The 17,466-nt window shown below is 33.1% G+C and carries 11 protein-coding genes and 1 other RNA gene; 5 read left to right on the top strand and 7 right to left on the bottom strand.

All coding sequences use genetic code 11. The annotated features are described in order from the left end of the window. Positions 1 to 63 precede the first annotated feature (63 nt). The 4 genes from ACM55I_RS14640 to ACM55I_RS14625 all read right to left on the bottom strand — a co-directional run bounded on the left by ACM55I_RS14640 (position 64) and on the right by ACM55I_RS14625 (position 9,138). On the bottom strand, positions 64 to 2,130 hold the full coding sequence (locus ACM55I_RS14640; protein ID WP_416847588.1) for a beta-N-acetylhexosaminidase: 2,067 nt from the start codon (positions 2,128 to 2,130) through the stop codon (positions 64 to 66). Positions 2,131 to 2,159: 29 nt separating this feature from the next. Then, positions 2,160 to 4,097: a glucosamine-6-phosphate deaminase gene (gene nagB, locus ACM55I_RS14635; RefSeq protein ID WP_416847587.1), complete on the bottom strand. Its 1,938-nt coding sequence runs from the start codon at positions 4,095 to 4,097 to the stop codon at positions 2,160 to 2,162. Positions 4,098 to 4,517: 420 nt separating this feature from the next. Further along, positions 4,518 to 6,098 (bottom strand): RagB/SusD family nutrient uptake outer membrane protein, encoded by a 1,581-nt coding sequence (locus ACM55I_RS14630; protein ID WP_416847586.1) that lies wholly within the window; start codon positions 6,096 to 6,098, stop codon positions 4,518 to 4,520. Between the two features lie 10 nt (positions 6,099 to 6,108). Then, positions 6,109 to 9,138, bottom strand: coding sequence for a SusC/RagA family TonB-linked outer membrane protein (locus tag ACM55I_RS14625; protein ID WP_416847585.1), 3,030 nt, complete (start codon positions 9,136 to 9,138; stop codon positions 6,109 to 6,111). 276 nt (positions 9,139 to 9,414) lie between these two features. Between ACM55I_RS14625 and ACM55I_RS14620 the strand changes: the two genes are divergently transcribed. From ACM55I_RS14620 to ACM55I_RS14610, 3 genes are all read left to right on the top strand, one after another. Then, positions 9,415 to 10,467 carry a sensor histidine kinase gene (locus ACM55I_RS14620; RefSeq protein ID WP_416847584.1) on the top strand — a complete coding sequence of 351 codons (1,053 nt, stop codon included), beginning with the start codon at positions 9,415 to 9,417 and terminating at the stop codon, positions 10,465 to 10,467. Next, positions 10,457 to 11,158, top strand: coding sequence for a LytR/AlgR family response regulator transcription factor (locus ACM55I_RS14615; RefSeq protein WP_039109884.1), 702 nt, complete (start codon positions 10,457 to 10,459; stop codon positions 11,156 to 11,158). The genes ACM55I_RS14620 and ACM55I_RS14615 overlap by 11 nt, the downstream gene beginning before the upstream one ends. 194 nt (positions 11,159 to 11,352) lie before the next feature. Beyond that, on the top strand, positions 11,353 to 13,014 hold the full coding sequence (locus ACM55I_RS14610; RefSeq protein WP_416847583.1) for an MFS transporter: 1,662 nt from the start codon (positions 11,353 to 11,355) through the stop codon (positions 13,012 to 13,014). A gap of 105 nt (positions 13,015 to 13,119) precedes the next feature. Here ACM55I_RS14610 and fsa read toward each other — a convergent pair whose 3' ends face one another. The 3 genes from fsa to ffs all read right to left on the bottom strand — a co-directional run bounded on the left by fsa (position 13,120) and on the right by ffs (position 14,966). After that, positions 13,120 to 13,776 carry a fructose-6-phosphate aldolase gene (gene fsa / locus ACM55I_RS14605; RefSeq protein WP_416847582.1) on the bottom strand — a complete coding sequence of 219 codons (657 nt, stop codon included), beginning with the start codon at positions 13,774 to 13,776 and terminating at the stop codon, positions 13,120 to 13,122. 180 nt (positions 13,777 to 13,956) lie between these two features. After that, entirely contained in the window at positions 13,957 to 14,760 is an 804-nt protein-coding gene (locus ACM55I_RS14600; protein ID WP_416847581.1) for an SDR family oxidoreductase, read from the bottom strand. 108 nt (positions 14,761 to 14,868) lie between these two features. After that, an RNA gene (ffs, locus tag ACM55I_RS14595) (signal recognition particle sRNA small type) lies at positions 14,869 to 14,966 on the bottom strand. Positions 14,967 to 15,054: 88 nt separating this feature from the next. Between ffs and ACM55I_RS14590 the strand changes: the two genes are divergently transcribed. Both ACM55I_RS14590 and hutI read left to right on the top strand, forming a co-directional pair. Next, positions 15,055 to 16,104, top strand: a complete 1,050-nt coding sequence (locus ACM55I_RS14590; protein WP_416847580.1) for a glutaminyl-peptide cyclotransferase — start codon at positions 15,055 to 15,057, stop codon at positions 16,102 to 16,104. An 8-nt stretch (positions 16,105 to 16,112) separates the two neighbouring features. Then, on the top strand, positions 16,113 to 17,351 hold the full coding sequence (hutI, locus tag ACM55I_RS14585) for an imidazolonepropionase (protein ID WP_416847579.1): 1,239 nt from the start codon (positions 16,113 to 16,115) through the stop codon (positions 17,349 to 17,351). Positions 17,352 to 17,466: the final 115 nt, after the last annotated feature.

Below are 17,466 nucleotides of genomic sequence, written 5' to 3'. Positions count from 1 at the left end.
TTTCTTTAAAACAAACCATTAACCAAATAGAAAAGAAACTAATATTTTATATCGATTTAAAACTTAAAGTAACTTTTTTAAACTATTGTAAACTGCTAATTCTACATCAGCATTCTTTTTAGAATTACATTGTACTAATAAATCATTCATTGTAGCTGGATTTACAGTTTGCTTTTTCTCGATAACGAGTAAAAGCTGTTCTGAAATATCACTTAAACTTTTAGACAAAGGTAAAAGCGGTTGAATTAATGGAGCATTAGCGCTTAAAGTTATTAAGTCAGCATTCATGGCAATCCATTTTTTTAAATAATTAGTCACTACAGTTTGATTTTCTAAGCTTTTATTCTCTAAATATTTGTTTACTGCTGTATCAAAATCAAAAACATCTAATGCATCAGCTGTGCATGCATCAGCAAATAGTGTGAAAGGAGAATACATGCGATATTTTATTCCATGACTATTGCGGGTATATATTTTCAAAGGCTCACAAACATTTGAAAAATCATTCAGAGCACTAGTTTGTTGATTGTTACTAATGTTTCTTAAAATTACTTCCTTATTCCTTACATGTGTAATTCCAAGTTCTTCTAATCTAAAAGAAACCGTTTTTAGTCTTTTATGAAGGCTATTCATATCGGTAACATTTTCATTAGACCACAATCGTTCCGCAATAGCAGCTGTTCTTGGCCAAATTCTTGAATCTATGTTTAAAGGTGTTGCGAGTTCGCTCCACATAGCCGCTTCTCCACCTAGAATCCTTGCTTTTTCTTCAGGAGTAAGAATACTGTTTTTGGGGATTGGATCATTTAGATAATGACTTTCTACACTTAACATCAAATCAATATAATAGCCATTTGACAAAACTGTTTTATAACCATTTTTTGCGGCTTTGATTAATGACCCACCAGCTGAAAGCCCTTCATTAGTTCCTCTCCAGGCATGGATAATGGCATCTTTAGACATATTCTCAGTCATTATTTCTTCCCATCCCATTAATTTTTTGTTATGCTTTTTTAACATTGGAACCAACTGCATGGTGAAATACGTTTGCAGATCATGATTGTTTGCTAATTTATTTTTCTTCTTGAATTCTTGTATTTTAGGATTCGCATCCCATTCTTTTCCATTGTTTTCATCTCCACCAATATGAAAATAATCCCCAGGGAATAAAGGACAAACTTCATCAAAAATTTCACTCAACAATTGATATGTTTTGGGATTTATTGGATCTAATGTTGCGTCAAAAATTCCTGATCTTCTTTCGATTGCATAATTTGCAATTGCAGCACTTTGCTTTTTACTTTCAACTGAATTAGATTTTAAATCCAGCACTTTGCTGCCTAATTCCGGATACGCCGTTAGTATTGCAGATGCATGCCCTGGAACATCAATTTCTGGAACTACCAGAATTCCTCTATCTCCGGCATATTTTACAATATTCTTGATTTCTTCTTGAGTGTAGAACTCTCCGTCTGAAGCCATTTGTGTAAACTTTGGATGGTTTTTCATTTCTATTCGCCATCCTTGATCATCTACTAAATGCCAATGAAAAACGTTCATTTTCATTGAAGCCATAGCATCGAGATTTCTTTTAATCACAGCTATAGGCTGAAAATGCCTTGCAGCATCTATCATCAATCCTCTCCACGTAAACCGTGGTAAATCTGTAATTTCAACTGTTGGGAAATTATATGATTTACTATTATTTTGCAATAATTGCAATAATGTTTCCAAACCATGTAGAGCTCCTAAATCAGTTGTAGCATTAATTTTTATTTTATTGGATTCAATACTAAGTTGATAACTCTCATCTTCATACAATCCTATTTTTCCGTTGCGAACACAATTAATTTGCAATTCGGCTTCTGGATTTTCGTTTATTTTTGTCGAAAAACCTTGCTCAAAAAACAAACCTGTTCTACCGTCTAATCTTCGCAAAAAGTTAGTTGCTCCTACAAATATTCGAGGGTTTGGATTACCGGTAATATTTACTTTAAATCCTTTGCTTAAAGCAAAAGTACCGGCTGTCAAATTTATATTTTGTGGCCACGGCATAAGATCTAATTGTTCCTTTTGTATTTGAGCATTAGAAACAAAAGCAGTGAATAATAGGATTAGAATGAATTTCATATTTTTTATCCGTTTTTTAAAAGTATTTTTTAATAGTCAAAACGCTTAAAAGCTTCAATAGCTTCGTATTCAGCAAGACCTAAATCATCATATAGTTTTGCCGTACTCTTATTACGGTCTTCAGCTCTTACCCAAAATTCTCTAGAGTCGTTCCCTTGAAACATCACTCTGTCTTTTTGAGATTGATGGTATAAAATAGCATGTCTTTTGAGTAAAACCTCATCAGGACTTAATGGCACAGCCATATCAATTTCGTGAATATCCCATTCATGCCAAGCACCGCGGTATAACCATAACCAACAGTCATTCATGTATGGCTGTGGTTTTAATGCAGCCATAGCAGCAAAAATAGCATTCAGACAAACCTCATGGGTACCATGTGGATCAGCAAGATCTCCAGCGGCAAAAACTTGATGAGGTTTAATTTTAGCAATAATATCTTGAACAATAGCAATATCTTCTGGACCTAAAGGGTTTTTCTTTACTTGTCCAGTTTCATAAAATGGTAAATCTAAAAAATGAGTATTTTCATCTTTTAATCCAATATATCTTGTAGCAGCGTAAGACTCTCTGCGTCTAATCAATCCTTTCAATTTTCTAACCTCAACCGAGTCAACTTCATTTTCAGATTTATTATTTAAAAAATCTATAACTGCTTGAAAATTAATTTTAGTTTTATCATCTCTAATAAAATCGTTACTAACTTCGGCAAATTTTAGTGCTTCATCATCTGTTACTGCTATGTTTCCAGAGGTTTGATAAACCACATGAACATCATGCCCTTGTTTTATTAATTTCGAAAAAGTTCCTCCCATAGAAATCACATCATCATCAGGATGCGGACTAAAAAGGATCACTCTTTTCTTATCAGGATTAGCCCTTTCAGGTCTATGAGAATCGTCAGTATTAGGTTTACCCCCTGGCCATCCGGTTATGGTGTGTTGCAATACATTGAACATATTTATATTCAAGTCGTAAGCAGATCCTTCTAATGCTAAAAGATCAGACATTCCGTTATTATTGTAATCTCTGTCGGTCAATTTCAAAATCGATTGATTGGTACTTTGACAAAGCCAAACAATCGCTTTGCTTTTTAATTCTTGAGTCCAAATACACTCACCAACTAACCACGGTGTTTTGAAACGGGTTAATTCTGAAGCCGCCGATTGATCTAAAACGAAAGTGGCATTAGTATGATTTTGCAAAAATGTAGCTGGAACTTCAGAGCTAATATCGCCTTGAATCGTCCTCTTTATTATATCGGCTTTATTTTGCCCCCAAGCCATTAATACAATCCTTTTAGATCTAAGAATCGTAGAAACCCCCATGGTAACGGCTCTTTTAGGAACATTATCAATCCCATTAAAATCTGATGAAGCATCGACTCTTGTAATGTGATCCAAAGTAATTATTCGAGTACCTGAGTTGATATGGGATCCAGGTTCATTGAACCCAACGTGACCTGTACGACCAATACCTAATAATTGAAAATCAAGTCCGCCAGCATTTTTAATATTCATTTCATAATCAATACAATATTGATTCAGCTCTTCAATAGCTACAGTTCCGTCTGGAATATGTACGTTTTCAGGCTTAATATCAATATGATTAAAAAGATGCTGATGCATAAAATAATGATAGCTCTGATTGTTCTCTTTAGTCATTGGATAATATTCATCCAGATTAAAAGTGATTACATTACTAAAACTAAGTCCTTCTTCTTTATGCATTCTAACTAGCTCTTCATACACTTTTATAGGCGAAGACCCTGTAGCTAAACCAAGGACACAAGATTTATTTTTCTCTTGCTTGGATTTAATTAATTCAGCAATTTCTTGAGCTACAATTATGGAAGCTTCTTTTGAGTTTTTGAAAATTTCGTTGTGAATTTTTTCAAATCTAGTTTCTTCAAATTTACCGGCACTTTTATAGCTAATGTCTGGTTTAATTTCTAAAGCACTTTTCATTTTTATTTTATTTATTCGATTTACTTACTTCGTTGATATTAATTGTATTACAAATATAAACTGTTGATTTATTCTTCTTACAAAAACTTATTTAAATTATTCCTAATATATTTTTATAAACTAAAAAAAGATATTTTTTTGACAGAATCTATTGATTTTGGCTCTATTTCCTTAATAATGGTATAAAGCTAACTAAAACGTTTTTCCTAAAAAAATAAAATATACCAACAGTCAAAAAATTTAAACAAACGACATGATTTATTCAATAATGCGTTTTAAAAAAATATGCCTAATTTTATAACGCCTAATTTTAAATTCTTTAATAGAGACTCATTTATTAAAAAAAATCTGATATAAAAAATGGCGTAAATAATAGGAATTACTTACACCATTTCTATTTTTCAGTCTATACTTATCTTTTTAGAAGTTAGGTCCGGTAGTATCCCACCAAAGTCTAGTTCCTCCAGTATCAGCTCCACCAAGTTTTGTTAGTCCAGTGGCTACCCCACCAGCATTTCCATCTTTTTCAGACTGTACAAAGTTTACCCTTCTTACCCCTAAATTAGAATCAATTTTACCTCCACTTGTGTTTTTAAGAACCGGTAATAATTTTGGATATCCTGTTCTTCTATATTCTGACCAAGCTTCTTGTCCTTCCGGAAAACCAGCAATCCATTTTTGAGTAATGATTTTTTGCAACTTCACTTCATTTGTGGCAGCAACATCCCAAGCAACAGTCACATTATTTAATGCTGCACCATTATTTGCTGGAAAATTAGGATCTACATACGCTTTTGCTGTTTTCACATTATCAGCAATGTAAGCCGTGGCGCCTGAAACTCCATGTTGATCGAAAGAAGCAGTTATACCCATTTCATACAAACTTTGAGCTGTCCCACCCATATTCCAACCTCTTAAAGCTCCTTCAGCTCTTAATAAATATACTTCAGCTGTATTCATTAAAACAATCTCTTTTGAATTGACAATTGGACCAATCGCTGAAAAATCAACATGATCAGCTTTAGCAGCAATTTCTATTCCAGTACGAACTCCTTTGAACTGACCAGGAAATTGAACTGATGTATTAAAGAAAATTGGCAACCTTGGATCAGCATAACCACCCATTATTGATTCCATATCTGCTGACATACGAATGTCTCCCCAAGCTGTGCTAATTGTAGCTATTGGATTGTTGTATGTAGGAGATACCACTTTGAAAGTATCAGTATTTACAGTCATCACTCCGTATTTTTGAGTAATAGCTTTTTCTGCTTCTGCTTTCGCCAAAGTTGGATTCTTTTTAACGATACGCATGGCTAATCTTAGACGCAATGAATTGGCAAATTTAACCCATTGTTTATAATCCCCTTTGTAAGATGAAAGATCAGTGGTTACAAATGTAGAAGCTTCATTTGCATCCACTCTTTTTGTTAATTCAGCAACTGCAATATCTAATTCTTTGAACATTTGATTGTAAACTTCGTCTTGAGAATCATAAGCAATTACCGGATCAGTAGTTCCAAATTTTGAATATACAATAGGTCCATAAGTGTCCGTTATCCTATGCATTCCTTCAACTTTCAAAATCAAAGACAGCGCATAAAATTGATCGTATTTCCCTTTTGCTTTTTGTTCTACATTGTAAGCATTAAACATTACATCTCCATAAGCCGATCCCCAAGCAAAACCATTCCAACCGTCTACAAGATCATAAGTAGTGTTGTTTGTTCCTCCTCTAAATGCAGTTCCTGTAGCCATATAACCTGACCAAATATCTCCTTGTAATCCTTGTTGGACTTGGTATTTCCATTCTGGTGTAAGAACTATTATATTATTGAACATTGGTCCAAATGAACCTTTTATATGATTAAAATCTTGTTCTAATAATTCTTGGGTAATACCGTTTGGATTAGTATTTATTTCTTCAAAATTATCTGTACAACTCACTGCAGCAAGCAAGGAAATACAAATAGCTGTTCTTTTTATAGTATTTAATTTCATGATTTTTTGATTAGAAAGTTACGTTTAAATTAAGACCGATACTTCTTGTAGATGGCATTCCGTAAACATCAATACCTTGTAAACCTTCCCCTGTACTTAATGAAATATTAGGATCAAATGGAGCATCTTTGTAAATAAAACCTAAATTTCTGGCAATTAATGACAAGCTGGCTGTTTGTAAGAAAGGTAATCTTTTAGTATTAAAGGTGTACCCTATTGAAACTTCTCTTAAGCTTACATTGGTAGCACTATAAACATATTCTCCTGTTGTTCCTGCTCTACCTCCTGTTTGTTTGTAATAACTTTCAGCCGGATATTTTCCTGCATAAGCAGAACCATCAGGATAAACTGCATTAATAGCAACTCCACCAGCATTTCTAGCATCTCCTGTAGCTTTTGAAACTCCAAATTCGTCATTTATAGCTTCAGTTAAACTCATTACGTTCCCACCAAATCTTCCATCGATAAGTACATTTGCAAAGAAAGAACCAAATTTAAATGAGTTAGAAAAACCTAACATAAAGTCTGGATTTGAATTTCCTACTTCTTCAAAACCTGTTTTTTGAATTGTTCCGTCAGCATTTAATAGTACTCTGCCTTGAGCATCTCTTTTGATATTTACACCTTCGATAACACCATAGGGTTTTCCTTGTTCTAAAACGTAACGGTAGTTATTCACTCCAGCTTCAGTCAAAATTACTTTTCCTCCTAATTCAGCTGGAATTTCTTTAACCGTATTTTTATTTTGAGAATAATTTACCGTTGCATCCCAAGAGAACTTATCCGTTTTAACAATTTTTCCGGTAACAACAGCTTCAAAACCTACGTTTTTAATACTACCTGCATTAATACCGTAGTATTTTACACCAAGCGGATTCGTTAATGGAGCAAGAATTTGTAAATATTGATGTTTGGTTTCTGAGTTATAATAAGACAATTCGAATCCAAGTCTGTTATTAAACATTCTCCATTCTGTACCAATTTCAACTTCTGATTTTAATTCCGGACGCAATGACGTTCCAGGTTTTGGAGCTGCAATAGCAGGCTTATTACCTTCTGAAGTAAAACCATTAGTTGGAGAAGTAACAAAAGGAAAAATATCATTACCCACTTGTGCATACGTTGCACGAACTTTTCCGTAATTAATAAAATCTGGCAAAGTTGTCATTTCGCTAATAATAGCAGTTACACCCACAGATGGATAAAAGAAACCGGAATTATTTGTATTGACTAATGTTGAAGACCAGTCGTTTCTTGCTGCAAGATCTAAAAACAACATATCTTTATATCCAAAAGTAGTAGCCGCAAAAACAGATTGTACTTCTTTCGAAGAATCTAACGTTTGTAAATTTCCTGCATTATTCACAAAATTACCCAATGTAAACCAGTTTGCAATTTGTAAACCTCCACCAATACCCGAATCCAAAGTTGTTCTTTGATTTCCAATTGTATTGGTAATGCTTGTTCCTACGTTAGCATTAAAACTAAAATCTTCATTGAATTTAGTATTAATTGTAGCAATCAAATCACCATAACGCTGCGTGCTTAAAGTATTCACGTTTATATATCTTCCGTTTGTGTGAGATAAAGTACCTTGTGTAGTGGCGTATATCTTTTTATCAAAACCACTTTCTACACGATTGTAACTGTATCTTGAAGCAACACTTAACCAGTTATTTACTTTGTAATCTAAAGCAATCGATCCGTTAAAAAATTGATTAGTATCTTCTGACTTATTTCTATTGATTCCCCAGTATGGATTTTGAAGAATGTCTCTATTAGTCATCCAGTTTTGAACCATCATATTTCTTGAAGGATCAAAAACTTCGAAGTTCTCTTTGTAGGCATTAAAATCATTCCCTCTTGGCATCAAATAAACGCCGGTTAAGGGATTAAAATACAGTCCATTTACAGGTCTATTAATGACTTTTTGAGTAGTATAATTTGCATTCGCGGCAACATTCAATTTATCATTGAAAAATTTTGCTGTTTGACGAATCCCAAAATTATTTTTCTTTAAACCACTTCCTGGTATAATTCCAGATCCACTAGTATTAGCATAAGATAAAGTAGTAGATGATATTGCCGAAGCCGAAGAAAAAGCCAATGAAGTAATTTGTGTGTTTCCGGTATCAAAGAAATCTTTCACATGGTCATTAGAAGCTCCTTTTGCTCCCCAAGTTTCTTCGCCTCCTGCTACAGCAACATATTCATTTTGAAATTTTGGTAAATATGCAGCCGACTCAAAAGTAGTTACTGAGGAAGCTTTAAGATTTGATTTTCCTTCTTTTGCTTTTTTAGAAGAAAGTAAAATTACTCCATTTGCACCTTGACTTCCGTATAATACAGATGCAGCAGCTCCTTTAAGAACTGTCATCCCTTCGTAATCATCTGGATTAATAAGAGACACAACATCTCCTCCATCACGGTTTCCACCGGCAGTGTCGCCAAAAGCAGCATTAGGTTGACCTGAAGTTCCATTAAACAAAGGAATACCATCAATTACATAAAGTGGTTGGTTGTTACTCACAGAAGAATTTCCTCTAATAACTACTTTTGTAGAACCACCCGTACCACCGGCACTTTTTGTTACGGCAACACCAGCAATTTTACCCGCAATTGTATTAATGATATTTGCATCTTTAACACGAGTTAATTCTTCTCCTTTTAATTCTTGAGCAGAATACGTTAATGATTTTCTGGTTTTCTTGATACCAAGAGAAGTTACCACTACTTCAGTAAGTGCTGTAGAAGCAGCTTCTTTCAATTGTACTTTAATAGTACTATCGTCACCCACTATAACTTTTTGGGTTTCTGAGCCAAGGTAAGAAATCACCAAGGTCTTTCCTTTTTGCACTTCAATAGAGAAATTACCATCAAAATCGGTAATAGTTCCTTTTGATTCTCCTTGTACTGTAATAGATGCCCCAGGCAATGGTGAACCGACAGCATCGGTCACTGAACCTTTGACAGTTTTTACTTGTGCAAGCATAACTTGCGAAGTAAAAATAATCATAAAGATTAAGATAATTTGTTTCATTTTGAAAGGTTTTTGTTAGTTATGGGGTAAATTTATCTTTAAGGGTATTCTAAAAAAAATAATTTATACCAACTGTACTTTATTTTAAACCAACGACATAATTTTGTCAACAATACGTTTTTCAAGTACGCTTTTTATGTGTTTTTTTTACCTGTATTCTGTTTTTTGATATTTTTATTTAAAAAAAGGTGTTTTTTATTGTCAAATTGATTAAAGTTGTAAAAAAATTAAGAACCCCTATTTTAATGCATAAACCATTAATTATTAAGTAAAAAAGTGCGTAAAAAAAAAGAAATAAAATTCGATATCAGACTTCAAAACCATTTTTGGTTTTGGGGATTGTTTTTTTTAATGAACTTTCTTCGTTGGGGCGCTTATTTTAATGACTATGGATATTCATTAAAATCTAATATTTTAGAATTTTCACTTCACATCCCATTAGTATATTTCAATCTATATTTCCTTATACCTCGCTATGTATTAACTTCAAAATATTTTAAATATAGTTTAGGATTACTATTGAGTCTAATGGTAGTTTATTTATTGAAAACTGAATTAACCTATTATATCATTTCTGAAAATATTTGGCCAGAAGCCAACAGAGAATACAAACCTTTTGAATTGAATCATATTGTAGCTGTATGCATTGGTGAAATTTATGTGCTTGCAATCGCATCTTCGGTATATTTAACTTTAATCTGGCTTAAGGAAAGGGAACGAAATAGAGCCATAAAAGAAAATCAATCTAAAATTGAATTAAAATATTTGAAAAATCAAATTCAGCCTCATTTCTTCTTTAATACTTTAAATAATTTGTACGCTTTATCGCTTGAATCCTCTGATAAAGTTCCTGATGTGATTATAAAGCTTTCAAAATTGATGGAATATGTTCTATACGATATTGAAGGAACTAAATTTGTTCCTTTGATAAATGAAATTAATTATATTCAGAATTATATTGAAATCGAAAAACTTCGTTTTGAAAACGTAGAAGTAGCCATAAATATAGATTCTAATATTGATGAAATTAAAGTTCCGCCCTTACTTTTTATATCTCTTGTAGAAAATGCGTTTAAACATGGTGGCATAAATAATGACAACCTTAAAATAAAGATCAACTGTAAAGTCATTAATGGAACTGTCTTGAGTTTTGAAATTCTGAATAATTTTGTACTTTCACAGCATACAAAAACAAAAAAAGGTATCGGTCTAATAAATACTAAGAAGCGGTTAAAATTAATTTTCAAAAACCAATACACTTTCGAACATAAAGTAAAGTTCAATTATTATATCATCTCTTTACAAATACCTATTCATAATGAAGATTAAATGTGTTTTAGTAGATGATGAACCATTAGCTATAAAAGTCCTTCAGAATTATTTTACCAATTTTGCGGATTTTGAAATTATTGGCACGTTTAGCAATGCACTGGAAGCACTGGAGTTCATCAATAACAATAGTGTAGATGCCGTATTTCTCGACATCAACATGCCTATGATGACAGGTTTTGAATTGATCCGATTAATAGAGTATAAAACTAAAATTGTAATCACCACTGCCTTTAGGGAATTTGCTGCCGAAAGCTATGAATTAGACGTTTTAGACTATTTAGTAAAGCCAATCCCATTACCCCGATTTATTAAATGCATCAATAGGATTTCAACAGAAATCAATTTAAAGAATAATATTAAAACAGAGATGCATCGAATCGAACCCCATATTTTTATCAAAGTAGATAAAAAAATGGTAAAAATAACAATAGATGAAATTCTGTTTATCGAAGGAATGAAAGAATACATAAAGGTTGTGACTATTGATAAAACTTATATTACACACAAGTCATTAACTTCTTTATCCGAGGAATTACCATTGGATCGATTTGTAAGAATCCATAAATCATACACTATTGCCATTGACAAAATAAAATCTATTGAGGGGAACCGAATCCAAATACTTTCTTATACTTTGCCTATAGGACGAAATTACAGTAAAGATGTAAAAAGTAAAATTTTAGAATAAAAGTGATTTCAATATTTTATTTGAAATTGCAAAAAATCTAAAAAAAAAGCATCATTTTTTAATAAAACGTGATTATTCTATAATTTTAAGAATATTTATTCTAAATAATTTTTTTTTAATTTACTTAACAAATATATTTACCGTCTTACTGCAAAAAAAAGAAATAATTAAACTAAAAAAACCAAAAAAAAATTATGAATTCAGAACAGACGAAGTCGAATAATTCGGCTCTTTATACCTTAATCACAGTATTCTTCTTTTGGGGATTTATTGGAGCATCAAATGGTGTTTTTATCCCTTTCTGTAAAGCCAAATTTGGCTTAGACCAATTTCAAAGCCAACTTATCGATTTTGCTTTTTATGGTGCTTATTACATAGGAGCTTTACTCCTTTTTATTTTTAGTAGTTTAGCCAAAAACGATATTCTTAATGCTTGGGGATTCAAAAAAGGAATTATATACGGATTATTGATTAGTACTTTTGGAGCTGCTTTAATGATATTAGCTGTTACACAAGGGAGTTATTTATTCATTCTGGGTGCTTTATTTATAGTTGCTTTAGGTTTCTCTTTACAACAAACTTCCGCACAGCCTTTTGCTGCTTCGTTAGGTGAGCCGCACAGCGCATCAAGCAGATTGAATCTTGCCGGAGGAATCAATTCTTTTGGAACTACAATAGGACCAATAGTTGTTTCTTTCGCTTTATTTGGCGTTTTTTCTGGAGTAAGTATTGAAGAATTCGCTCAAAAAGCAAACTCATTGGATTCTATGAGAATTCTATATGTATTTGTTGGCGGACTTTTTTTATTGGCTGCAGCATTATTCCATTTTTCTAAAAAATTACCGTCAGGAAAAAGTGATTCTTCTTTTGAAACTGCTCGTAATGCAATGAAAACACTTATTGCCATTACAGTAATATTAGTAGTTATTTTTGCTTATATCTTCTCCCGTTATGAAGATCCTGAATTTATAACTCGTTTTATCGATAATAAAGAAAAAGATTATTTAGGTTTAGGTCTATCTGTAGCAACATTATTAGTTGTTGTTATTGGATTATTATTCTCTAATGTAACTGCACAAAAAAATGCCGAAGGCTGGGGTGCTATGAGATATCCTCAATTAGTTTTAGGAATGTTAGCACTATTCACTTATGTAGGTGTAGAAGTAACTATTGGTAGTAATCTTGGTTCATTATTAGAAACTGATGTTTTTGGTAAAATTACAGGGCCGGCTTTAGCGCCTTATATGTCTATGTATTGGGGAAGTTTAATGATTGGTCGTTGGGCAGGTGCAATTTCTGTTTTTAACCCATCATCTCAACTTAAAAAAATATTATTGATCGTTATTCCTTATGTAGCTTTTGGTGTAGTTTTAGCCGCTAATGCTATTTCAGGACAAGATGTTACGCCATTATATGGTTACGCATTCGTAATTATATTCCAAATTGCTGGTTTCTTTTTAGGTAAAGATCAACCTTCAAGAACCTTAATGATTTTTGGTTTAATGGGAATGATTGCCATGTTAATTGGTTTATTCACTACAGGAACAATCGCTATTTTTGCTTTTATGAGTGGTGGTTTATTTTTAAGTATCATGTGGCCATGTATTTTCTCACTAGCAATTGCAGGTTTAGGAAAATATACATCTCAAGGATCTGGATTCTTAGTAATGATGATTTTAGGTGGTGGAATTATTCCTCCATTACAAGGAAAACTTGCTGATATCATTGGAATTCACGCCTCATATGCAATCCCAGTGCTATGTTTTGCTTTTATAGCATTCTACGGTTGGAAAGTAATTGGAATACTTGAAAAACAAGGAATCGGACACGAAATAGAAGTTGGTGGAGGACACTAATTTTAATACAATATAATACAAACCAAAAAAAAATCCTATTAGCCGCGGCTAATAGGATTTTTTTATTTAATTAACTAAGACTGAAAATAGCTCTCTGAAATTTTTTTATTTATTTCCTTTCTCGAAATCAGCAACAAACTGAGCCAATCCAATATCAGTCAATGGGTGCTTCAATAAACCGTGAATAGCCGAAAGTGGTCCAGTTATAACATCGGCACCAATTTTTGCACAGTTTACAATGTGCATTGTGTGACGAACTGAAGCAGCAAGAATTTGAGTTTCATAACCATAGTTATCATAAATCAATCTGATTTCTTCAATCAAAGCCAAACCGTCTGTAGAGATATCATCCAAACGACCAATAAATGGAGAAACATAAGTAGCACCCGCTTTTGCAGCCAATAAAGCCTGACCAGCAGAGAATACTAAAGTAACATTGGTTTTAATTCCTTTATCCGAAAAATATTTAGCAGCCATAACACCTTCTTTGGTCATTGGCAATTTTACTACAATTTGATCATGTAAATCCGCTAATTCTTCACCTTCTTTAACCATTCCGTCAAAATCCAATGCATTTACTTCGGCACTTACATCACCATCAACAAGATTACAAATATCAACGTAATGTTTCAAAATGCTATTTTTCCCTGTGATACCCTCTTTTGCCATCAATGATGGATTGGTTGTAACCCCATCCAAAACGCCTAATGCATGTGCTTCTTTAATTTGAGCTAAATTAGCCGTGTCAATAAAAAACTTCATAATATATAATTTAATTTGTGTGTTATTAAAATTTGGGCGTGACCCTTCGTGAAAAACTTCGGGTCGGGCTTTGCGTTACAATCTTTGTAGTCCTGAACTTGTTTCAGGATCATCAAATAAGTTCAGGACTAGAAAGGATTTTCACTGCAATCCCTCACGCTACTAAAATTTGATGCAAAATTACAACTTATAATGATTCATAAGCATTTTTTCATATACTTTATCCGGTAAAATTCTCTTCAAGACAATCGAAAATTTTTGCATAAAAACACCTACTTTATAATGAATTTTAGGATTCGGGGTTTGGATAATTTTATAGACCGCTTCTGCCATTTCATTTGGATTACTACCGCTATCTACGTGTTCATCCATAGTTTTTAAAGTATTTCCATACGGACTTTCATAAGCAGATCCTTTTATAACCGGAGCATGAAAACGTCCCGAAGCAATATTAGTGGCAAAATCTCCCGGAGCCACATTTGTAATATGAACACCAAAGGACTTCACTTCCATACGCAACCCTTCTGTAATTAGTTCTAAAGCACCTTTTGAAGCCGAATAAACACTTCGATAAGGCAAACCCATATAAGCAGCAATAGAAGTAATATTAATGATTAAACCAGATTGCTGGGAACGCATTTGTGGCAACACCGCTTTCATGACTTCAATTGGTCCAAAGAAATTAGTTTCAAAATTATTCCTAATCTCATACATTGGAATTTCTTCAAGCGGTCCAGTAATTCCTACACCCGCATTGTTGATTACAACATCTAGTCTTCCGGATAGGGCAATAACTTTGGCAACAGCCGCATGAATCGAATCCGTATCCCGAACATCTAAAGCGACCAAAGGGAAAACCGAATTCAAAATTCGTTCCGGATTTCTACTGGTTCCATAAACGACAAAACCTTTTTGATCCAAAAACTCGCCAATAGATTTTCCTATTCCTGAGGAACCTCCAGTAATTAAAACTACTTTATCCATTTTATTGATGTTTATTATACGAAAGGTCCAAAATAAAAAAATCCTCCCGAAGGAAGACTACTTATTTCTGTGTATTTTGAAAAGAATTTGAAATAAATTCAAATTTAAAAATGGCAAGCGACCTACATCGCACCGCTCAACCACGTACCCTTGCTATGTTCCCATCCTGGGGGAGTCTGCAGGAGCTGGTCGTGTAGGACTTGCCGGTGCAAATATACAAACTTTTTATATTTTTGCAAGTGCTTTGTACCTATAAAAATAACGTTGTATATTGGTGCATCAAAAAATCAAACTATGAGAAATTATAACTTCCTATCTTTCATTTTATTAGGAATCACTTTAGCAAGTTGCAACGATACAAAAAAAGGTGAAAATACAGTATTTACCTTCGATATTTCTAAATTTAAGGAACAATATCAGCCACAAGAAGCTATAGAACTAGGGATTTCGAACCCAAATTCGAAAGCAGTTGACAGTATTATCTACTACGTAAATGATAAAAAAATAGCTTCTAAAAAAGGACTTGACAAACTAACATTTGAATTCAAAGACCAAAAATTAGGGTACCAAAACCTTAAAGCTTTAGTTTACTACGAAGGAGAAAACTCAGAAGCTACTGCAAGAGTGGAATTAGTTTCAAATGTGCGACCAAAATTATTGAAATACAAGATTGTGAATACATTTCCTCACGACACAACTTCTTTCACCGAAGGATTAGAGTTTTACCAAGACACTTTATACGAAAGCACAGGATTAAAAGGCAATTCATACTTTAGAAAATACGACTATAAAACAGGAAAAGTTTTTAAACAAATTAATCTTGATGCAAAATATTTTGGAGAAGGAATCACTTTCCTGAATAATAAAATGTATCAATTGACTTGGCAAGAAAAAACAGGTTTTATCTACAATGCAACAACATTAAAACTTGAAAAAACGTTCGCTTACGATAAAGATATTGAAGGTTGGGGAATGACAAATGACGGAAAATACATTTATCAAACAGACAAAACGGAAAAAATTTGGAAAATGGATCCGAACACCCAAAAAATGATAGGCTACATCAATGTTTATTCTGGAGAATCAAAAATTCCAAGTATTAACGAATTAGAATGGATTAATGGAAAAATTTACACGAATGTGTGGCAAAAAGATGCTATCGCTGTAGTAGATCCTATAAATGGAGCTGTTGAAGGTATTTTGGACATGTCAGGTTTGAGAAAATTTGTAAAAAATAAAACAGCCGAAGTCTTGAACGGTATCGCTTACAACCCAAAAACTAAAACCATATTTGTTACTGGTAAAAACTGGGATAAAATATTTGAAATAACGGTTTCAGAATAATTTTGCAAATGACGACACTCATTATCAATATAAAGGAGTTACTTCAGGTTCGGAAAACAGCTATTGCTAAGGTTTCCGGTTCTGAAATGGCTATTCTCCCAACAATCAAAAATGCTTTTTTAATAATTAAAGATAACTTAATTGCTGATTTTGGCTCGATGGATAATTTGCCTAAAATAAATGCTGATAAAACTATTGATGTAACAGGAAAAATAATTTTACCTTCCTGGTGTGACAGTCATACCCATATTGTTTATGCTGGTAATCGCGAACAGGAATTCGTTGATAGAATAAATGGTTTGACTTATGAAGAAATTGCAAATCGTGGTGGCGGAATCTTAAATTCGGCAAAAAAACTCAACGAATCCACTGAAGAAGAAATCTACGATCAATCAAAAGCTAGACTGAAAGAAGTCATGCGTTTAGGTACTGGTGCTGTCGAAATCAAATCTGGATATGGATTGACAGTTGATGGAGAACTAAAAATGCTCCGTGTTATTCAACGCCTAGCTCACAACTACCCAATAACTATAAAAGCAACTTTTTTGGGTGCTCACGCATTCCCATTAGAATATAAAGGAAACCATCAAGGATATATTGATTTAATCATTAACGAAATGCTTCCTGAAATTGCCAAAAATAAACTGGCCGATTTTATAGATGCATTTTGTGAAACTGGTTATTTTACTGTTGATGAAACCAAACAAATAATGGAAGCCGGAATTCGTTTTGGCTTAAAGCCAAAAATCCATGTCAACCAGTTCAACTCAATTGGAGGAATTCAAGCTGGAATAAAGTATAATGCACTTTCTGTAGATCATCTTGAAGTTATGACAACTGCGGATATTAATGCTTTAAAAAGTACTGAAACAATGCCTGTTGCTTTACCATCCTGTTCTTATTTCTTGAGTATTCCTTATACTCCAGCAAGAGAAATAATCGCCGCGGGACTTCCATTGGCATTAGCAACGGATTATAATCCTGGTTCTACTCCATCTGGAAATATGAACTTTGTGGTTGCTACTGCTTGTATAAAAATGAAAATGACTCCTGAAGAAGCCATAAATGCTGCTACAATAAACGGAGCATATGCAATGGGAATTTCAGAAACCCACGGAAGTATAACTATTGGTAAAAAAGCAAACCTTATCATTACAAAGCCTATTCCCTCCTATTATCAATTGCCTTATGCTTTTGGCAGTAATCTTATTGACGCTGTACTAATAGAGGGTGAAATTTTTGAATAAAAAAAAGAGGCTGTCCGAAAAGTAATTTTCGGGCAGTTTTTTTTGTTTATTACTTTGATTCTTCGTATTTTTAAGTACCAAAATCAGCGATTATGCAGCCAGTTTTTAAACCTCA

This window comes from Flavobacterium algoris (assembly GCF_048158525.1).
Classification (GTDB): Bacteria; Bacteroidota; Bacteroidia; order Flavobacteriales; family Flavobacteriaceae; genus Flavobacterium; species Flavobacterium algoris.
This window is presented reverse-complemented; position numbering and strand designations above follow the sequence as displayed.